Here is a 16,937-nt window from a genome sequence, read left to right on the forward strand (position 1 = left end):
GTCCTTCGCGCCTTCCCAAATCACAGAACACCACATATAGTGTCGCGCAACAGAAAGCTGCACTAAGCAGCTGGGGCAAAGGATCGGGCACATGGCGCATATTATCGTCGTCGGAAACGAAAAGGGCGGCGCGGGGAAATCGACGGTGTCGATGCATGTCGCGACGGCGCTCGCGCGCATGGGCCATAAGGTCAGCGCGCTCGATCTGGACCTGCGCCAACGCACCTTTGGGCGCTACACCGAGAACCGCAAAGCCTTTCTGGCCAAGGCGGGCTTGTCCCTTGCAAGCCCGAACACGCATGAATTGCCGGAAATTTCGTCAGACGCCCTGAAGCCCGGCGAGAATATCTACGATCACCGGCTTTCCGCCGCCGTGGCCTCGCTGGAGCCGGACAATGACTTCATCCTGATCGACTGCCCGGGCTCGCACACCCGCCTGAGCCAGGTCGCGCATTCTCTTGCCGACACGCTGATTACACCGCTGAACGACAGCTTTGTCGACTTTGACCTGCTGGCGCGGACGGATTCTTCGGGAGACGAAATACTGGGCCCTTCCGTGTACTCCGAAATGGTCTGGAATGCCCGGCAACTGCGCGCCCAGGCCGGCCTGACACCGATTGACTGGATTGTCGTGCGCAACCGGATGGGCGCTCAACGCATGGTCAACAAGGAAAAGATGGAGCGCGCGGTGAAAAACCTCAGCAAACGCATCGGGTTCCGCATTGCCCCCGGATTTTCCGAGCGCGTTGTCTTTCGGGAATTGTTCCCGCGTGGGCTGACATTGCTTGACCTGAAAGACATCGGCGTCAAGCAACTGAATATCTCGAACGTTGCCGCGCGTCAGGAATTGCGCGACCTGATGAAAGCGCTCGACCTGCCGGGCGTCACACCTGATTTCTGACTGTTCGACCCCGCAGCACAACCATGTTGGATACGAAGAGCGCACCTACGACAAAGGCCCCGCCGACAAGTGCATATGAACCCGGATGTTCATGGATGACAATCCAGGCCAGAAGGGGCGCCAAAACCGATTCCAGCAAAACCAGCAAGGCAATCTCGGCCGACGTGATATAGCGTGGCCCCAGCGCCAGCAGTACCGAACTGAACAAAATTGTACCGCCGTGCGCCAACACCAGCGGCACCTGAGACACGTCAACCGAAAATGGCGCGGCGAAGGGCAGGACACAGGCCGCAGCCCCGAGGTAGCCAAGGGCCACGCCCGGCACCATCGAGACGTGTTTGACCCGGCGCGCAGCCGTGAGCGCCCCGGCGAACATCGCCGATACGCAAAGTGCCAGAAGATCGCCCGCGAGGCTCGCATTCTCCGTCTCACGAGATCCGATGGCAATAATCGTCAACCCGACCATGACGGCGCATATGGTCAGGATCATTCTCAACCGGATCGGTTCAGACAGGAATATACGACTGAAGATCGCCGCGAAGACCGGCAGCGACGCGATGATGAAAACCACGTTGGCGACCGACGTCAAACTGACGGCCACCACAAACAGCAGCCCGCTGCCACCGACACCCGCCATGTAGATTGCGCCATATCTGCCGGTCGACAGAAGCGCACGGAATGGCGCGGTTCCCTGAAGCATCAGCAGCCCCAGCGCCGAAAGCCCCCCTGCGAGAAACAGGCGCCAAAACGCGATAGTCAGTGCATTTGCGTCGATCAGCCTCACGAACAGCGAGTCCGGGACAACAAACAGCACCCCCAGCACGGTGATCACCAGGCCTTTGACTTGATCCGACATAGCTTCAGCCGTGCCGGTTTTAACCTCTCAAGTAAAGGGTTTTGACCCGGTCTGCGCCAGCTTGATCAGCGCACGCCGCAACACGGCCAGTTCCTGGCTGCTCAACTGTTCGGACAACATGGCATCGTATCGCTCTGCGACACGGCGCAGGTCATTGTACGCGTTCCGGCCAAGCTGCGTCAGCTCCAGATGCTCAACACGTCTGTCGCTGTCGTCGCGGTGGCGTACCAGAAAACGCCGCTCGGCCAGTCGTTGCACCGCGCGGCTGATCTTTGTTTTGTGGGTTTTCGCCGCTTGTACGATCTCCCCCGCAGTCATGCGGCCATAAAGGCCCAAATGGAAGAGCACCCGCCACTCGGTCCGCAGCATCCCATATCTGTCCTTATATACCTGATGAAACTCCAGACTGCTCTGTTCCGCCGCCTGGTTCAGCAGATAGGGCAGGAATTCTTCAAGGTTGAAGTCCTCATTTTTCGACATCGGGATCGGTCGGCCTTGTTAGTTACAAAATCAACTAATACAACAGCGTCATTTATTGGCAAGGGAGGTTCGGACACCGGGCAGGCTCGGGGCGTTCCGGCAATCCCAAAGCTTGCAGTGACGGATGAGGAAGTTGGACATAGAATGCATGTGCACGCGCTGTGCCCCCGACAGCGGGAACTGTTTGAACCTTCTCATACTGACCCTTCACAAAAGTAGCCCTCATTGATGAACACTGCCCTTGTTGACCTTCTCTTCTGGATCGGCGCCTTCGTTGCGCTGTTCTTTCTGTTCCGCTGGCTGCAAGCCCGCAAAAAACGCAATCAATCATCCAAGGACGACTAGATGCCGTTGATGAAAAGCTGGGTGACCAGCGCCAATGATCCGACCTGTGATTTTCCGCTGAACAATCTGCCGTACGGGGTCTTTTCCAATGGCGACCACGAAGCCCGGTGCGGCGTGGCCATCGGCGATCAGGTCGTCGACATGGCCGCTCTCGAAGCCGCTGACATGATCACGCTCTCCGACGAGCCTGTCTTCGACCTGCCATTCTGGAACGATGTGATGGAGTTGGGACCGGCGGCGTGGACAACGCTGCGCGAGCGATTGATCGCTCTGTTGAAAGATGGCGCAGCGGAGCAGGCGCAGGTCGCGCCACATCTGGTGCCTCTCGCGGAGGTGCAGTTACACATGCCGCTGGTGGTCTCCGAATACACAGATTTCTACGCAGGCCGTCACCACGCAACAAACGTGGGGACGATGTTCCGCGGCGCTGAAAATGCCCTGCCCCCCAACTGGCTTCACATTCCCATCGGCTACAACGGTCGGGCCAGCACCGTGGTGGTGAGCGGCACGGATATCCGGCGCCCTGTCGGCCAAACCAAGGCGCCCGATGCCGAAATGCCAAGCTTTGGTCCTTGCAGACGCCTCGATATCGAACTTGAAATGGGCGCGATTGTGGGCAGTTCCACTCAGATGGGCCAACCGATAACCGTTGCCGAAGCGGATCGGATGATCTTTGGCTACGTGCTGCTCAACGACTGGTCGGCGCGCGACATTCAGGCTTGGGAATACCAGCCTCTGGGGCCGTTCCAGGCCAAGGCTTTCGCGACCTCCATCAGCCCGTGGATCGTGACAACGGCTGCTCTGGATCCGTTTCGCACATCAACCCCGACCCGCGAGCAACCGCTTCTGCCCTACTTGCAGGAACCATCGCCAATGCTGTTTGACATCGAACTTGCCGTCCTGATCGAACCCGAGGGCGGAGAAAGCGAAGTAATTGCACGCACCAACTACAAGGAGATGTACTATTCTGCAGCCCAGCAGCTTACGCATCATGCGTCGTCGGGATGCGCTATGAACGCAGGCGATCTTTTGGGCTCGGGCACGATTTCTGGCCCTGAAAAAGACCAGCGCGGTTCTTTGCTGGAACTGTCGTGGGGCGGGAAGACCCCCCTGACACTGAAAGGCGGTCAGGAGCGCAGCTTCATAGAAGACGGAGATACCCTGACCCTGACAGGACATGCCGAGGGCGATGGCTACCGTGTGGGGTTCGGCACATGCAGCGGCAAAATTCTCCCGGCGGTCAGCTTTCCCTAGGCATGGCAGGCCCCTTTCGAAACCCGTCGCGGTGACATAGGCTTGGCGCATGCAGTGCATGGCAGCCAGATGAGCAAGTATGGCCCCAGTAAATCGGAACTGAAATTCCGATTCTGGATTTCCATTGCCGGGCTATTGTTTCTGGCGTTCGCCATTGCCCTGCGCGGGATTCCCAAGGGGCCTGCGATGTTCGAAGTCATTGGCATCGCCGGCGCCTTTTTCGGCGGCACATTACTCTGGACGTTGAAGAAAATTCTCAATCGGGAATATCCGGACAACGACTAGCGCCGCGCTCGCTCTATGGTATGCTTCCCGGCCTGTGGTGCCGTCGCAAAGCCCGAACGGGCTTTGCCGAAGAATGGCGTGGCGCGTCAGCGCCTCATTTGGATCAAGGCGCGGCGGCCCATACCTCGACCTCGACAACGAACTCCGGTCGCGTAAACCCTGAGACGATCACCAGCGTTGAGGATGGCAGAACCGTCACGTCGGACAGGAACGCGTCTCTCGCCAGCATGTACCCCGGCATATGCGCCCGGTCCGTCACAAACGCGCTGACATGGAAGACATGTTCGGCAGCCATATGCGCGGCACCGAGAATGGCGAGGATGTTGTCAAAACAAATGTCTGCCTGCGCTTGCGCCCCCTCAGGCACGCGCCCGTCAAGCGACTGCCCCAGTTGTCCGGACGTACGGACGAGGCGTGCACCCGCAGGCAGTTCAATGCCATGAGAATACCGGGCGAAAGGCGGCGCGATGCTGCCGGGTGCAAGCGATTTCATGTGGTGTTCTCCACTTGATGTCATGGCAGGCGATCCCTCGCCTGACCCTTGTCCTTTCTGGCGTCCGCCTGCATGGAAGCGCGTCGCAGAACGCCAAGCCAACCATGCCTGTGATGGCCAAAGAAACGGGCCTGATCATCACAGTCTAGATCAACCAACGCCCTGACGATACATAGCCCGTTACGAGAACCGGCAGGAAGGCGGTATCCATGCACATCCTCTGCCTGGCGACGCGCCGCATCCTTTCCATTAGCGACAGATTCGCCCCTCATCCGATCCGGATTGACACTAAAAATACACGCATGGCACGAACAATCTCGCTTTTCCTTCGCCCAGGCAATTTTTTTCAAAGCGCTTTTGTAGCTTGTTTCCGGCAGTTTTTTATTGCTGACCCGCCTGCCAGCCGCTAGCCCAAAATTCCGCCTGCTATCAAGGTTCAGGAGCGACACTGAGTGTTCAAAATGCGCCACATGCAAAGAAATGTGATATGCTTCGCATTCATCAAGTCGATTTCGCGACAGCAGGTTCTGGCCGCGCAGGTTGGATCGAAAGGCCTGCACCCCGGTTTGCTGCTGATGCCACAGGCGATATCACCCCTTTTGCTCTGAAATCGCATCGGCGGTTGGGGTTGACGGCAAGACATAAAATTTTGACACTCCCGCCGTCCCCAAACGGGCATCAAGAAAGCAGGTCAACTGCATCACCGCGTCGGCGCAATCAACCGGCATAGCGCGACGGGACGTCGCGCACTAACAGAGAGGAAGAAAATGACATTTTTCACACGTACCGGCAAACCTTTGCCGAAGTCCGTCGTGGACTCCGCAGCCAAGGTCGGTTCCGATCCTGTCAATCGTCGCGAGTTCCTGGCAATGGCCAGCGCGTTCGGCGCAACCGCTGCGACCGCGTACTCGATGATCGGCATGGCCGCGCCGGCGCGCGCCGATGGCCACAAGGAAGGTGGCACTGTGCGCATGCAGCAGGAAGTTCGCGCGCTGAAAGATCCGCGCACCTATGACTGGTCGCAGATCGCCAACTTCAGCCGCGGCTGGCTGGAATACCTCGTGATCTACGAAAACGACGGCACGTTCACCCCCGCCCTGCTGGAAAGCTGGGAGATCAACGACAACGCGACGGAATACACCCTGAACGTCCGCAAAGGCGTGAAGTGGAACAACGGCGACGACTTCACGGCCGACGACGTTGCACGCAACATCTCCGGCTGGTGTGACAAGGGCCTTGAAGGCAACTCCATGGCGGGTCGTTTTGGTGTCCTGATTGACGAGGCGACAGGTCAGGCGATTGACGGCGCCATCTCGGTTGTCGATAGCCACACGGTGAAGCTGGCCTTGCCACGTCCGGACATCTCGCTGATCCCCGGCATGGCGGATTACCCTGCCGCGATCACCCCGGCTGGCTTTAACCCGGAAACGATGCTCGACAATCCGATCGGCACCGGCCCGTACCTGCCTGAATCGCTGGAAGTCGGCGTGAAAAGCGTGATGGTCAAGAACCCGGACCATACCTGGTGGGGCACGGAAGTCTTTGGCGGACCCTACATTGACCGTCTGGAATACATCGACTACGGCACCGACCCCTCTGCCTTTGTCGCCGCGGCCGAAGCGGAAGAAATCGATGCGCTCTACTCCATTGAGGGCGACTTCATCGACATCTTCGCGACATTGGACGGCTGGGTGGAGAACTCCATCGCCACCGCCGCAACCATCGTTATCCGCCCCAACCAACTGGCAGAAGTCGATGGCATGAAACCCTATGCTGACAAGCGTGTCCGTCAGGCTCTGGCCATGGCGGTCGACAACTCGGTCCTGTTGGAGCTGGGGTATGGCGGTCGCGGAATAGAGGCTGAAAACCACCATGTTGGACCGATGCACCCCGACTATGCGGAATTGCCTCCGCGCAAGGTGGACCCGGCAGCGGCCAAGGCCCTGATGGACGAAGCCGGGATGGGCGATTTTGAGCATGAGCTCTACTCCATCGACGATGCGTGGCGCAAGGACACCACCGATGCCGTCGCTGCGCAGCTGCGTGACGCGGGCATCAAGGTGAAGCGGACAATCCTGCCCGGCTCGACCTTCTGGAACGACTGGGTGAAATATCCGTTCTCCTCGACCAACTGGAACCACCGTCCCCTGGGTGTCCAGATCTGGGCGCTGGCATATCGGTCGGGGGAGGCGTGGAACGAGTTCGGCTGGTCCAATGCGGAGTTCGACAAGATGCTCGACGTCGCGCTTGCCACGGCGGATGTCGAGGAACGGCGCAAGCTGATGAAGGACATGGAGGCGCTGATCCAGGATGAAGGTGTGACGATCCAGCCCTATTGGCGGTCGCTCTACAACTTCACCAAGGAAGGCCTTATCGGTGCGGGTCACCACATCGCCTTCGAGTATCATCCGGCGCGTATGGCCTGGACCTGATCCACAGGAAATCAAAAGAGGGTCGCGCCTGGCGCGGCCCTTTTTTCTTGACGGGGTTTCCACTTACCAAAAGGGCGTGCACATGGAAATCGCGGTTTTAGTGGCGCAATCCGTGGCAACCGGCCTGATCGCATGCTGGTTGACACTCGGCCTGCGTGATAACCTGCTTTACCCTTCGGTGAACGAGACATACACCGCCCAGGTGCTCGCAATGACCCGTTTGCGGGCGGAATACCCGGACGAATTTGCCGCCGTGGCCCACCGTGCCATCACTGATCGGAAGATCCAGTTATTGGCATTCCGCAGCGTGCTGATCGCCGAATTTCTGACCTGTGTGCTGCTGTGGCTGGGCGCCCTTGGCCTGCTGCTGGCTACCGCCGGGTTTGTGGCGCCAGACTCTGGTCGCATTCTTGCGATGCTTGGCGCAGTTGGTTTCACCACGGTCTGGGCAGGCTTTTTGATTGTTGGAAACCACTTCTGCTACTGGTTCTGCCACGAAGCTGCACAGAACACGCACTATCAGATGACGTTGTGGGGATTGGCCACAGTAATCCTTATCTGCCAGACTTGACCGCTTAGGGTGGCTCGAACATCTGGCCGATGTGGGGGCTTGGATGCAGGTGCGCGCCGTCAGATCGGGACAGCCGCGCCATGGCCGCCAGCAGGTTGTCCTGTCCGCGTGTGCGCGCATGGGTCACAATGCCCCCGGTGACGGCCGGAAAACCGATACCGTCAATGCTCGCGCGATCCAGACGGAGCTGTCCATCTCGCCCGAGCCTCGGCAAAAGATCCGCCGCAGCGTTTATGACGCTCAGCACCAGCCGCTCGATCAGGTCTTCATCGGACAGCGTGCGGCGCGCCACACCGGCAAACCGGGCTTCTTCGCGCAGTAAATCCTCGACCAGCGGATCAATCACCAACCCGCCACCGCCGGGGTAGCGATACCAGCCGACACCCACCTTTCGGCCCAGGCGGCCTTCGGCGACCATGCGGGGCACAATCGGGAGGTCATGGCCCGCCGCATTCATCGCACGATCTTCCGGGGTCATATCGAGACCATCCGCATCATGCGCTTCGCACACGCCCGTCGAGAACCCGAAGCGGGTCATTGCCTCGTCCAGCTCCCACGGGTTGGTAGCATCCATCAGCAGCCGCTCAGAGGCCGCGCGCAGGGCACTTTTCAACGCCCGGGCAGCGGCCTGATCGGTCATGCCGCAGGCACGTCCAGAAACCGTTTGGAAGCGATCACTTTCATCAGATCGTTCAACGACGCGGGAACTGTCCGGTTGGAGGTATCGACCTGCGCCTCCGCGCGCTCGTAAAGTGGCGTCCGCGTGCGCAAGAGCGCCTTGAGCTGCTCCATCGCCTCGGGGTTGCCCTTCATCGGGCGCAGGTCACCCTGCGCGCGCACCCGCAACATGTGCTCCGCTGGCGAGGTGCGCAGCCACACCGTATGGAACCGCTCCAGAACCTGAGCATAGGTGCGCTCTTCGGCGACAAGACCACCTGCAACAGCAAGGATCATCCGGTCATGCCGCTCCACGATGCGCGCCACCGCTTCCGCCTCAAGCCCGCGGTATCCGTCCTGACCGTAAAACGCCATGACCTCGGACAGCGGCATGCCGGTGTGGGATTCGATCTCGTTATTCAACTCGACAAATGGCAACCGCAGGGCTTCGCCCGCCAGCTTGCCCAGCGTGCTTTTACCCGCCCCTCGCAGACCGATCAGGCAAATCCGCCCGGCGCGCAGTACCGCGGGGTTTTGCGGGGCCAGCAGCGCACGCACCTGCTGCTGGACATCCTGCGGCGCGTGACGGTACAGCATTGCCACCCGCTGCACTTCCATGTCCCACGGCGCGCTTTCTGACAGCAAGTGCTCGATCTTGACGTCGAGTGCATCGGACACGCGTTGCAGCAGAGCAATCGAAATATTACCCTCACCAGCTTCGAGTTGCGCGAGGTAGCGCGGCGAGACGCCTGAGCGTTCGGACAGGGCCCGCCGGGGCAATCCCTGAGCCTTGCGCGCCTCGCGCACACGTGTCGCCAGCCGCGAGATGACCGTCGCCGCCGGTTCTGACCGGGTGATCACGTCAGGCATGGAAGCCTCGGCATTTTCGTACAATAATGCATATCATTCTGAGGAAACTAGGGCACGCGCCACGGATTTCAGGTCAGAATGGCAACATGTCGCATCTTTTTTGCGATGCGCTAATAGGTTTCGACGTGATACCGGCCCGCATTCCGCATCTGGTCGCGCAGATCGGACCATTGCACACCGACACCGCGGGCAATGTCACTCATGGCCTCTTCGACACCCTGCTCCATCGCCTTCAGGCCGCAGATGTAGACATGTGTGTTTTCATCGGTGATCAGCGCGGCAATCATCTCCGCCTGCTGGCGCAGCTTGTCCTGCACATATTGCTTTGGGCCGTCTTTCTGACGGCTGAAGGCAAATTCCTTGCGCATGAAACTGTCCGGCACTTTCTTGAGTGGCCCGAAATAAGGCAAATCGCGCGGACTGCGCGCGCCGAACACCAGCGTCAGGCTGTCCTTTGCCGATGACATTTCACGCTGACGCCGCATGGTGAAACCGCGGAATGGTGCTGACCCGGTGCCGGTGCAGATCATCAGGAGATGTGCCTTCGGATCGGACGGCATCAGGAAAGTGGACCCGAAAGGGCCGGTAATCTGAACCTCGGCACCTTTTTCAAGATCACATACGTAGTTGGAACATATCCCTTTTTCTTCGCGCTTTACGGTCAAGGAGACGTTGTTGAAACCGGGGCGCTCGCCGTCGCGGGGGCTTGAGACCGAATAGAGACGCGGCAAATGTGGGTCGCCATTGGCATCTGTTCCGGGCGCGATGATGCCGATGCTCTGACCTTCGAGAACCGGGAACGGCAGGCTGGCCAAGTCCAGAATGATGTGGCGGACGTCGCCGTCGCTGTCGGCTTCGGTTAGCCGGTAGTTGCCCTGCACCTTCGCGGTGGCAGGCGCGCCGAGAGTATAGAGGTTTATTGTCGGTTTCGAGGCCGAGGCAGGCGCTTTGACCTTCCCTCCGGCACCCTTGTGCGCCTCCGCCAGCAAAGCCGCGATCGCGTCATCATGCGCCTCTATACCGTCGTCAGATGCGTCCGGTTCGAGCGCGATATCTTCCTGCTCGGGAAGTTCATCGAAGCCGTATTGCTGGGCCAGACTGTAAGGCGTGTCGACCACACGCCATTCATCAATCGAACCAGTGGGGCAAACGGGAATGCAATCCATGCAGAAATTGCAGGTATCGGGGTCGACAACGACGTTATTGTCGTCATGCTGGATCGCCCCGATGGGGCATGTCATCTCGCAGGTGTAGCAGCGGATGCAGATTTCAGGGTCAATGAGATGTTGTTTTACAGGTTGATTCATGGGCTGGCGGCAGACCTGTGCAGCACCGTTTCCGGCAAGAACGCAAGATCAACGATTTCGCGGCACAGCCCCTGGCAATCGGTGCATCCAATGCAGTTCGGGCGCGGGGTCTGCGGGGTCTTGGCGGTTGGGGTCTTCATTGGTCCGGTCTCCTTTTCATGCAAAGGTCACTGGCTGTGACGCGGTCCAGTCTGAGTGGCCCGCGTTGCGATTACGTTGATGTGGATCAAGCCATGTGCAGTTTCACATATTCAAAATCGCCCGGCTTGTTGTCGATCCCAACCTTCGGTGGCGCGATCCACGAGGCATATTCGCCGGGTTCGTAACAGGGCACCATCAAGGATTGTATGAAATCGCCATCCGCCTTGGTGGGCAACCACTCGTCGCGGCGGCTGTTCCACTCCTCAGACGACATGATCGTGCCCTCGGGGTCGACTGCAACGGTCGAAAACACGCCGATCTGCCGGTGGAAGCCTTCGTGCGGCAGCTTCAGTTCAAATTCGACACCTGCCCTGGCAATCGCCTTGTTCCAGCGCCCGACACCCCCTGCGGCATCGCGCACGTAGTCGTCCCTCAACCGCATGTTGATCGCGGTAAGAGCAGGAACATCCTCGGTAACGATTTTGCCATCCTTGATCGATGTCACCGCGTAGGTGTCATTCTGAAGTTTGTGGTCATCGTCGATCCGCAGTTCCATGTAGCGGCCCTTGATGCCGGCATTGAACGCATTTGCGGCGTTGGTGGAGACTTCCTGACCAAACAGATCGAGGCTGAGCGTATAGTGCAGGTTCAGCTTCTTCTGGATCGTTGGCAGATCAATCACACCCAGATCGCGGATCTTGTTGATATCGTAGGGGTCCGTGATGCCATGTCTGGTCATCGCTTCCAGGGTGGCCTGAATGGTGCGGCCCACCCCGGTTTCGCCTACGAACATGTGGTGTGCCTCTTCGGTCAGCATGAACCTGCATGTGCGGGACAGCGGGTCGAATCCCGATTGCGCAAGGCTTTCCAGCTGCATCTTGCCGTCGCGGTCCGTAAAATATGTGAACATGAAAAACGACAGCCAATCGGGCGTTTCCTCATTGAAGGCCCCCAGCATTCGGGGTGCCTCTTCACTCCCTGACGAGCGTACAAGAAGGTCGTTTGCCTCTTCTCGCCCGTCACGACCAAAGTATTTTTGCAGCAGGTAGACCATCGCCCAAAGGTGTCGGCCCTCTTCGACGTTGACCTGGAAGAGATTGCGCATGTCATAAAGGGATGGCGCGGTCAGGCCCAGAAACCTTTGCTGTTCCACCGACCCCGGCTCCGTATCACCCTGAATGACGATCAGCCGCTTGAGCATGTTTCGGTATTCACCGGGCACCTCCTGCCATGCCGGATCGCCAAAATGCTCTCCCATCGGGATCCTCCGGCCTTCGACAGCTGGCGCGAGCAAAACACCCCAGCGATATTCCGGCATTTTCACATAGTCGAATTTGGCCCAGCCCTTGGGATCCACGCTCACGGCGGTGCGCAGGTAAACCATGCTCTCCTGAAAATTCTGCGGAATCAGATCGTTCCACCAGTTGATGTAGCCGGGGTGCCACTTCTCCAGCGCCTTGAGCACCTTCTTATCGGAACTCAGCCCAACATTGTTTGGGATCTGGCTGTCATAGCTGACGTTGATGAGATCGAGCATTCATTCCTCCTGTCGGTCGGTGGCCTGAAGCCCACCTTGGAATTTCGGCACCCGTCAACCGGGCGAATAGGGCGGGCTTCAGGCCACCTATGCTGTTATACGCGTTGCATGTTGTACTCGGCACGCACCCCGGACCCGTAGCGCTGCAGCGCGCCTTCGGGACCCACGGCGTTGGGACGCTGAAAAATCCAGTTCTGCCAGGCAGTGAGGCGCCCGAATATGCGGGTCTCCATCGTTTCGGGGCCAGCAAATCGCAAGTTTGCCTCCAGACCCGTCATCGCATCGGGGGAGAAGCTGGCGCGTTCTTCGCGAAACAGGCGGACCTCATCCTCCCAATCGATATCGTCATAGGCATATGTGACCAGGCCGAGATCCTCGGCCTCTTCGGCGTCGAGATGTTTCCCGATCTGGTCGCGCAGGGATTCCATATGTTCGCGCTGGCCATAGAACCGGGTTTCCAACCTGCTTAGTCCATTGCCCATCGGATATTGACCAAAATTCGATGGCGTCATCGCAACCGTTGCCAAGTGCCGGTCATCGTCGTCGAATTCCTCAAGCATCATGTAGCTGCGATCAACGGCCCACAGCAGTTCGGCCAGAACCCCGGCAAAACATGACCCATGTTCAATCAGCGCGACGAGGCTGCGAGACGTCATATCGACACGTTTGAGAACACGCTTCCAAAGGCCCAGAACCTCATTCGCCAGCCAATGACCTTGATGGTCGAGCAACAGCGCTTCGTGCGCGATGACCCGATCCGGAGCACCTCTGGTCTGGAATTCGATGAGCCCCAGTTCGTCTTCATTGGTGCGCAGATGCAGGATCGCATCGTCCAGTTCGCGGGCGCAGCGCAACATCCAGGCGTCAGAGCCTTGAGCGGTGAACGCATCCATGTCTGCCGGTGCGGCTTCCTCCGGCCCGGTGATGGTCACGACGGCGCGCCGACCGGGGCGATCCAGGTCAACCTCTACGGTCGAATAACGCACTCCGTTGTCGTGGAATTCCCGGGTCAGGGGCTTCAGGTCAATGCCCTGCGCAACATCCGGCTTTTCCGAAGCGGCAGCGAATTCTCGGGCCCGGTCAGCCACGGCATCGTCAAACTTCGAGTTTGCAACAACCTCATCAACCAGACGCCATTTCAGCGCCCGTTTGCCTTTGACCCCCTCCTCGACCGAACAGAAGACATCGGCCAGATCGCGACGGACCTTGCGTTTGTCGGTCACACGCGTCAGGCCGCCGGTTCCGGGCAGGACCGCAAGCAGCGGCACTTCGGGTAAAGCGACAGAGGAGGTGCTGTCGTCGGTCAGCATGATGTGATTGCACGCCAGCGCCAATTCGTAACCGCCGCCCGCGCAGGCCCCGCGAATAGCGCAGATGTAATTCTGCCCGCTGTCCGCCAGCGCGGCCTCGAATGTATTGCGGGTCTCGTTGGTGAACTTGCAGAAATTCACCTTATGCGCATGGGCCGCGCCCCCCAGCATTCGGATGTTGGCCCCGGCACAGAAAACTTTATCCTTGGCAGACCGCATCACGACCACTTTCACCTCGGGGTGTTCGAAACGCATCCGCTGAACAACGTCCGCAAGCTCGATATCAACCCCCAGATCGTAGGAGTTGAGTTTGAGCTCATAACCCTCGAACAGTCCCGCCTTTTCATCGACATCCATGTAGAGATTGGCCACCGCGCCGTCGTAGGCAACGCGCCAATGCTTCATCTGCTTGGGGTCAACCTGGAAGTCTATGTGTTTGGTCACTGTGGTCTCCCGGGGCAGCGCGTCGCCTTCATTTTAGTGTAATATGAAATATAGTTCATAAGAAGTGCAGGTAAAGGGATGATTTGAGCAATTTTTATGAATTTTCAGTCAATTATATGCATTATAATGCATCTATAACATCGTTTCGTAATTTCCCGGCGCGCGATCGAATGTCCTCTGGTGCAACCCCAAGGACGAGTCGCCCCGCCGGACACCGCTGGAGATGCGCATCGACCATATCGCACAGCCGTAGCGATGCGCGGGGACGTCCCATCAGGACCTTGAGTTGAGCATTGGCAAGCTGGATCAAAGCCTGAACCATATCGCGCTCCGGGGAAGGGTCCTGTGTGCGCATCCAGACCGCCTCCAGAACCTCGTGGCATTCCCAGAAGAACCCGGCATCCAGATACGCGATCCCTGCCCTGAAGGCCTGTGTCTCGTGCAGGTCCCGCACCGGCGTCGCAGACGAAACGCTCGCCTTTATGTCATCAAACCAGTCTTCAGGATGACGGCGGGTTTTGCCGGGCACATACAGATGCGGTGGGACGGGGACACCGTCCGGCCACTCAGGTGAGCGCGACATTTTCCTGCTCCAGCCGCACCAGGCGCGCACAGAACTCCGCAATGGCATCACGGGTCGATTCCGGTTGTTCGAAGTGTGGCGCATGACCGCAGTTATCAAGGATCACCGACTCGAACGGCGCATAAATGCGTGTGTCGATCTCCTCGAGCTGCGCCAACGTGCCATAGGGATCATCGCGCCCCTGAATGGCGAGCACCGGGACGCGAAGATGGTCGATGGCATCTGCAACATTCCAGCTTTCAAACGCCGGGTCGGTCCACGCGTCGTGCCAGCCACGAAACGCCGCATCCACGTTCTTATGGTGGCGCGCAAGCCGGTGTCTCATATCGCCGCTTGCGAATGCCTGTCCCGCAGCGCGGATCGCGGCAAGCCCCGTCGGTTCAGTGAAAAAATGCGGCGCTATGAGGATCAGCCCGCGGACCCGCATGTCGCTGACCGATCCGGCATAGATACTGGCGATCGTGGCCCCGTCAGAGTGACCCAACAGGATGACGTCGCGCATTCCTGCCGCGTTCAAGACAGCCCCCAGCACATCTTCCGCCTCGCGCGTCATATAGTCGAGCGGGCGTGGCAACCCGATGCTGTCGGACTGGCCGTACCCTTGACGTGAGTAGACGAAAACGCCCAGTCCGGTTGCGGCGGCCAGTTGTTGCGGCACATCGCGCCACAAGGCCACGCAGCCCAATCCTTCGTGCAGCATCACGAGCGTTGGCAACGTGCCGGGCGGTTGCCCAAAACAGGCATATTCCAGCGCCACGCCGTCAACCTCAAGCATCTGGCCGGGCTTGGCGGTCCACGCCAGCGTCATGCCGTCCCCTCCCTCAGTTTGAAGCGCTGGATTTTGCCGGTGGCGGTCTTGGGCAGATCGTCGACAATCTCGATCCAACGCGGATATTTCCACTTGCCGATCCGGCTTTTCACATGGTCGATCAGCGCCGCCTCGACATTATCGGGCGCAGCACCGGACAGCACGATGAAGGCCTTGGGCTTTTCCAGACCATCCGCGTCCTTTGCCGCGACCACGGCGGCCTCCAGCACCGATGGATGACTGGCGAGAGCCTGCTCCACTTCAAAGGGCGACACCCAGATGCCAGAGACCTTGAACATATCATCCGTGCGCCCGCAGTAGACAAAACGTCCGTCGGGGCGCCGTGCGTATTTGTCCCCCGTGCGGGTCCAGATGCCCTCGAACGTCGCGCGCGACTTGCTTCTCTGGTTCCAGTAAGCGCCCGCGGCAGAAGCACCGTTGACAAGCAACTCGCCGATCTCATTGTCCGGCACCTCGTCTCCGGCTTCATCCACGAGCCGTACGTCATAGCCGGGGACCGGCGTGCCCGAGGTGCCATACTCCACATCATCCGCGCGATTGCTGAGGAAGATGTGCAGCATCTCGGTTGAGCCGACCCCATCCAGAATCGCGACGTCGGTATGCGCCTCCCACCGCATACCGACGTCCTCGGGCAACGCCTCCCCCGCAGAAATACATCTGCGCAACGGGGCATCGGGCGCGCCTGAAGTGTCCATTTCGGCGACCATCGCCGCATACAGCGTGGGAACCCCGCAAAACACCGTGGCTTGTGTGTCGTTCAGGGTTGCGATCATATCAGCGGGTGTCGGCCTGCCTGCAAAAAGCACCGTTGTCGCACCCACCGCCAACGGAAAGGTCATGGCGTTTCCCAGCCCGTAAGCGAAAAAGAGTTTGGCAGCCGAGAGCACGATATCACCTTCCGACAGAGCCAGAACACCCGCGCCATATGTATCCGCTGTGGCCTTCAGACTGGAATGCACGTGTTGCACACCTTTTGGCAGACCCGTCGACCCGGAAGAATACAGCCAGAAGGCGACTTCGTCCGCCGATACCGGCCGGGTCTCCACCGGGGTCGCCCCGGCGATGAATTGATCATAGCTGTGGACGTCGCCTGCGGGTGGCCCGCCGATCACGATCACCGCACGCAAATACGGATTGCCCGCCAGAACCGGCTTTACCGCCTCGTAGAGCGGCGCTGACACAAACAGAATCGACGCGCGGCTGTCGCGCAGAATGCTGTCGTAAACCGGAGGCGCCAACAACGTGTTGATCGGGACCGGGACAACGCCACACTTCAGCGCGCCGAAAAAGACCTGCGGGAACTCCACGGTATCCAGCATCAGCATCGCGGCACGTTCTTCCTGCCGAAACCCGGCCTGCGTCAGAGCGCCCGCAACTCTCTCCGATCCGTCGACGAGCGCCTGATAGGTCAGACTGCGGAGTGTTCCCGCTTCGCGGTAGGCGATCTTGTCGCCCCGTCCTTCCGGAATATGTCTGTCAACGAAATAACTGGCCGCGTTGTCGCTCACGCTGGTCACAGGCCTCTCCCAAGATTCCACGGCAGGTTTGGGCATATACTGCACGCACCATGAGGCATCGCAAGACAACAGGCCGTGTATATGCATTTTAATGCATAATTGACCACTCCACGGTACTCCTGATT

19 protein-coding genes are annotated in these 16,937 nt (G+C 59.3%); 6 read left to right on the forward strand and 13 right to left on the reverse strand.

Annotated elements, in window-relative coordinates; genetic code table 11:
- Nucleotides 1-91 precede the first annotated feature (91 nt).
- Nucleotides 92-901, forward strand: a complete 810-nt coding sequence (locus tag KX928_RS16045; RefSeq protein WP_219504667.1) for a division plane positioning ATPase MipZ — start codon at nt 92-94, stop codon at nt 899-901.
- Here KX928_RS16045 and KX928_RS16050 read toward each other — a convergent pair.
- Together KX928_RS16050 and KX928_RS16055 are read right to left on the reverse strand one after the other, a co-directional pair.
- A complete protein-coding gene (locus KX928_RS16050) occupies nt 885-1,757 on the reverse strand; it encodes a DMT family transporter (RefSeq protein WP_219504669.1) in 873 nt (290 codons plus the stop codon). The genes KX928_RS16045 and KX928_RS16050 overlap by 17 nt on opposite strands.
- A gap of 27 nt (nt 1,758-1,784) precedes the next feature.
- On the reverse strand, nt 1,785-2,237 hold the full coding sequence (locus KX928_RS16055) for a MarR family winged helix-turn-helix transcriptional regulator (protein ID WP_219504671.1): 453 nt from the start codon (nt 2,235-2,237) through the stop codon (nt 1,785-1,787).
- Nucleotides 2,238-2,465: 228 nt separating this feature from the next.
- Between KX928_RS16055 and KX928_RS24370 the strand changes: the two genes are divergently transcribed.
- From KX928_RS24370 to KX928_RS16065, 3 genes are all read left to right on the forward strand, one after another.
- Nucleotides 2,466-2,582, forward strand: a complete 117-nt coding sequence (locus KX928_RS24370; RefSeq protein WP_505561682.1) for a hypothetical protein — start codon at nt 2,466-2,468, stop codon at nt 2,580-2,582.
- Nucleotides 2,583-3,836, forward strand: a complete 1,254-nt coding sequence (gene fahA / locus KX928_RS16060) for a fumarylacetoacetase (protein ID WP_219504673.1) — start codon at nt 2,583-2,585, stop codon at nt 3,834-3,836.
- Between the two features lie 69 nt (nt 3,837-3,905).
- The gene (locus KX928_RS16065; protein WP_219504675.1) at nt 3,906-4,121 is read left to right on the forward strand and encodes a hypothetical protein; all 216 of its coding nucleotides are present in this window, start codon (nt 3,906-3,908) and stop codon (nt 4,119-4,121) included.
- Between the two features lie 103 nt (nt 4,122-4,224).
- On the opposite strand, the gene KX928_RS16070 is transcribed toward KX928_RS16065, so the two are convergent.
- A complete protein-coding gene (locus KX928_RS16070; protein ID WP_219504677.1) occupies nt 4,225-4,614 on the reverse strand; it encodes a RidA family protein in 390 nt (129 codons plus the stop codon).
- A gap of 20 nt (nt 4,615-4,634) precedes the next feature.
- Nucleotides 4,635-5,174, reverse strand: a complete 540-nt coding sequence (locus KX928_RS16075; RefSeq protein WP_219504679.1) for a hypothetical protein — start codon at nt 5,172-5,174, stop codon at nt 4,635-4,637.
- Nucleotides 5,175-5,381: 207 nt separating this feature from the next.
- On the opposite strand from KX928_RS16075, the gene KX928_RS16080 reads away from it, so the two are divergent.
- Nucleotides 5,382-7,046 (forward strand): ABC transporter substrate-binding protein, encoded by a 1,665-nt coding sequence (locus tag KX928_RS16080; protein ID WP_219504681.1) that lies wholly within the window; start codon nt 5,382-5,384, stop codon nt 7,044-7,046.
- 82 nt (nt 7,047-7,128) lie between these two features.
- On the forward strand, nt 7,129-7,617 hold the full coding sequence (locus tag KX928_RS16085) for a DUF2165 family protein (RefSeq protein ID WP_219504682.1): 489 nt from the start codon (nt 7,129-7,131) through the stop codon (nt 7,615-7,617).
- Between the two features lie 4 nt (nt 7,618-7,621).
- On the opposite strand, the gene KX928_RS16090 is transcribed toward KX928_RS16085, so the two are convergent.
- From KX928_RS16090 to KX928_RS16130, 9 genes are all read right to left on the reverse strand, one after another.
- Nucleotides 7,622-8,257, reverse strand: coding sequence for a 3-hydroxyacyl-CoA dehydrogenase family protein (locus KX928_RS16090; RefSeq protein ID WP_219504683.1), 636 nt, complete (start codon nt 8,255-8,257; stop codon nt 7,622-7,624).
- Nucleotides 8,254-9,144 carry a helix-turn-helix transcriptional regulator gene (locus tag KX928_RS16095; RefSeq protein WP_219504684.1) on the reverse strand — a complete coding sequence of 297 codons (891 nt, stop codon included), beginning with the start codon at nt 9,142-9,144 and terminating at the stop codon, nt 8,254-8,256. The genes KX928_RS16090 and KX928_RS16095 overlap by 4 nt, the downstream gene beginning before the upstream one ends.
- Nucleotides 9,145-9,254: 110 nt before the next feature.
- Nucleotides 9,255-10,451 (reverse strand): benzoyl-CoA 2,3-epoxidase subunit BoxA, encoded by a 1,197-nt coding sequence (gene boxA / locus KX928_RS16100; RefSeq protein ID WP_219504685.1) that lies wholly within the window; start codon nt 10,449-10,451, stop codon nt 9,255-9,257.
- Nucleotides 10,448-10,591: a hypothetical protein gene (locus KX928_RS16105; RefSeq protein ID WP_219504686.1), complete on the reverse strand. Its 144-nt coding sequence runs from the start codon at nt 10,589-10,591 to the stop codon at nt 10,448-10,450. Before KX928_RS16105 ends, boxA begins: the two co-directional genes overlap by 4 nt.
- 86 nt (nt 10,592-10,677) lie before the next feature.
- Nucleotides 10,678-12,129 (reverse strand): benzoyl-CoA 2,3-epoxidase subunit BoxB, encoded by a 1,452-nt coding sequence (boxB, locus tag KX928_RS16110; protein ID WP_219504687.1) that lies wholly within the window; start codon nt 12,127-12,129, stop codon nt 10,678-10,680.
- A 95-nt stretch (nt 12,130-12,224) separates the two neighbouring features.
- Nucleotides 12,225-13,883, reverse strand: a complete 1,659-nt coding sequence (boxC, locus tag KX928_RS16115) for a 2,3-epoxybenzoyl-CoA dihydrolase (protein ID WP_219504688.1) — start codon at nt 13,881-13,883, stop codon at nt 12,225-12,227.
- 121 nt (nt 13,884-14,004) lie between these two features.
- Entirely contained in the window at nt 14,005-14,466 is a 462-nt protein-coding gene (locus KX928_RS16120) for a DUF309 domain-containing protein (protein ID WP_219504689.1), read from the reverse strand.
- On the reverse strand, nt 14,450-15,274 hold the full coding sequence (locus KX928_RS16125) for an alpha/beta fold hydrolase (protein ID WP_219504691.1): 825 nt from the start codon (nt 15,272-15,274) through the stop codon (nt 14,450-14,452). The genes KX928_RS16120 and KX928_RS16125 overlap by 17 nt, the downstream gene beginning before the upstream one ends.
- Nucleotides 15,271-16,812 carry a benzoate-CoA ligase family protein gene (locus KX928_RS16130; RefSeq protein ID WP_308342361.1) on the reverse strand — a complete coding sequence of 514 codons (1,542 nt, stop codon included), beginning with the start codon at nt 16,810-16,812 and terminating at the stop codon, nt 15,271-15,273. The genes KX928_RS16125 and KX928_RS16130 overlap by 4 nt, the downstream gene beginning before the upstream one ends.
- Between the last annotated feature and the right edge of the window lie 125 nt (nt 16,813-16,937).

The sequence above is a fragment of the Roseobacter insulae genome, from assembly GCF_019375555.1.
GTDB lineage: Bacteria > Pseudomonadota > Alphaproteobacteria > Rhodobacterales > Rhodobacteraceae > Roseobacter > Roseobacter insulae.

Excerpts from the sequence above, each read along its gene's own strand:
- KX928_RS16045 (WP_219504667.1), top strand. The coding sequence starts at position 92 with ATGGCGCATATTATCGTCGTCGGAAACGAAAAGGGCGGCGCGGGGAAA.
- KX928_RS16050 (WP_219504669.1), bottom strand. The coding sequence starts at position 1,757 with ATGTCGGATCAAGTCAAAGGCCTGGTGATCACCGTGCTGGGGGTGCTG.
- KX928_RS16055 (WP_219504671.1), bottom strand. The coding sequence starts at position 2,237 with ATGTCGAAAAATGAGGACTTCAACCTTGAAGAATTCCTGCCCTATCTG.
- KX928_RS24370 (WP_505561682.1), top strand. The coding sequence starts at position 2,466 with ATGAACACTGCCCTTGTTGACCTTCTCTTCTGGATCGGCGCCTTCGTT.
- fahA (WP_219504673.1), top strand. The coding sequence starts at position 2,583 with ATGCCGTTGATGAAAAGCTGGGTGACCAGCGCCAATGATCCGACCTGT.
- KX928_RS16065 (WP_219504675.1), top strand. The coding sequence starts at position 3,906 with ATGAGCAAGTATGGCCCCAGTAAATCGGAACTGAAATTCCGATTCTGG.
- KX928_RS16070 (WP_219504677.1), bottom strand. The coding sequence starts at position 4,614 with ATGAAATCGCTTGCACCCGGCAGCATCGCGCCGCCTTTCGCCCGGTAT.
- KX928_RS16080 (WP_219504681.1), top strand. The coding sequence starts at position 5,382 with ATGACATTTTTCACACGTACCGGCAAACCTTTGCCGAAGTCCGTCGTG.
- KX928_RS16085 (WP_219504682.1), top strand. The coding sequence starts at position 7,129 with ATGGAAATCGCGGTTTTAGTGGCGCAATCCGTGGCAACCGGCCTGATC.
- KX928_RS16090 (WP_219504683.1), bottom strand. The coding sequence starts at position 8,257 with ATGACCGATCAGGCCGCTGCCCGGGCGTTGAAAAGTGCCCTGCGCGCG.
- KX928_RS16095 (WP_219504684.1), bottom strand. The coding sequence starts at position 9,144 with ATGCCTGACGTGATCACCCGGTCAGAACCGGCGGCGACGGTCATCTCG.
- boxA (WP_219504685.1), bottom strand. The coding sequence starts at position 10,451 with ATGAATCAACCTGTAAAACAACATCTCATTGACCCTGAAATCTGCATC.
- KX928_RS16105 (WP_219504686.1), bottom strand. The coding sequence starts at position 10,591 with ATGAAGACCCCAACCGCCAAGACCCCGCAGACCCCGCGCCCGAACTGC.
- boxB (WP_219504687.1), bottom strand. The coding sequence starts at position 12,129 with ATGCTCGATCTCATCAACGTCAGCTATGACAGCCAGATCCCAAACAAT.
- KX928_RS16120 (WP_219504689.1), bottom strand. The coding sequence starts at position 14,466 with ATGTCGCGCTCACCTGAGTGGCCGGACGGTGTCCCCGTCCCACCGCAT.
- KX928_RS16125 (WP_219504691.1), bottom strand. The coding sequence starts at position 15,274 with ATGACGCTGGCGTGGACCGCCAAGCCCGGCCAGATGCTTGAGGTTGAC.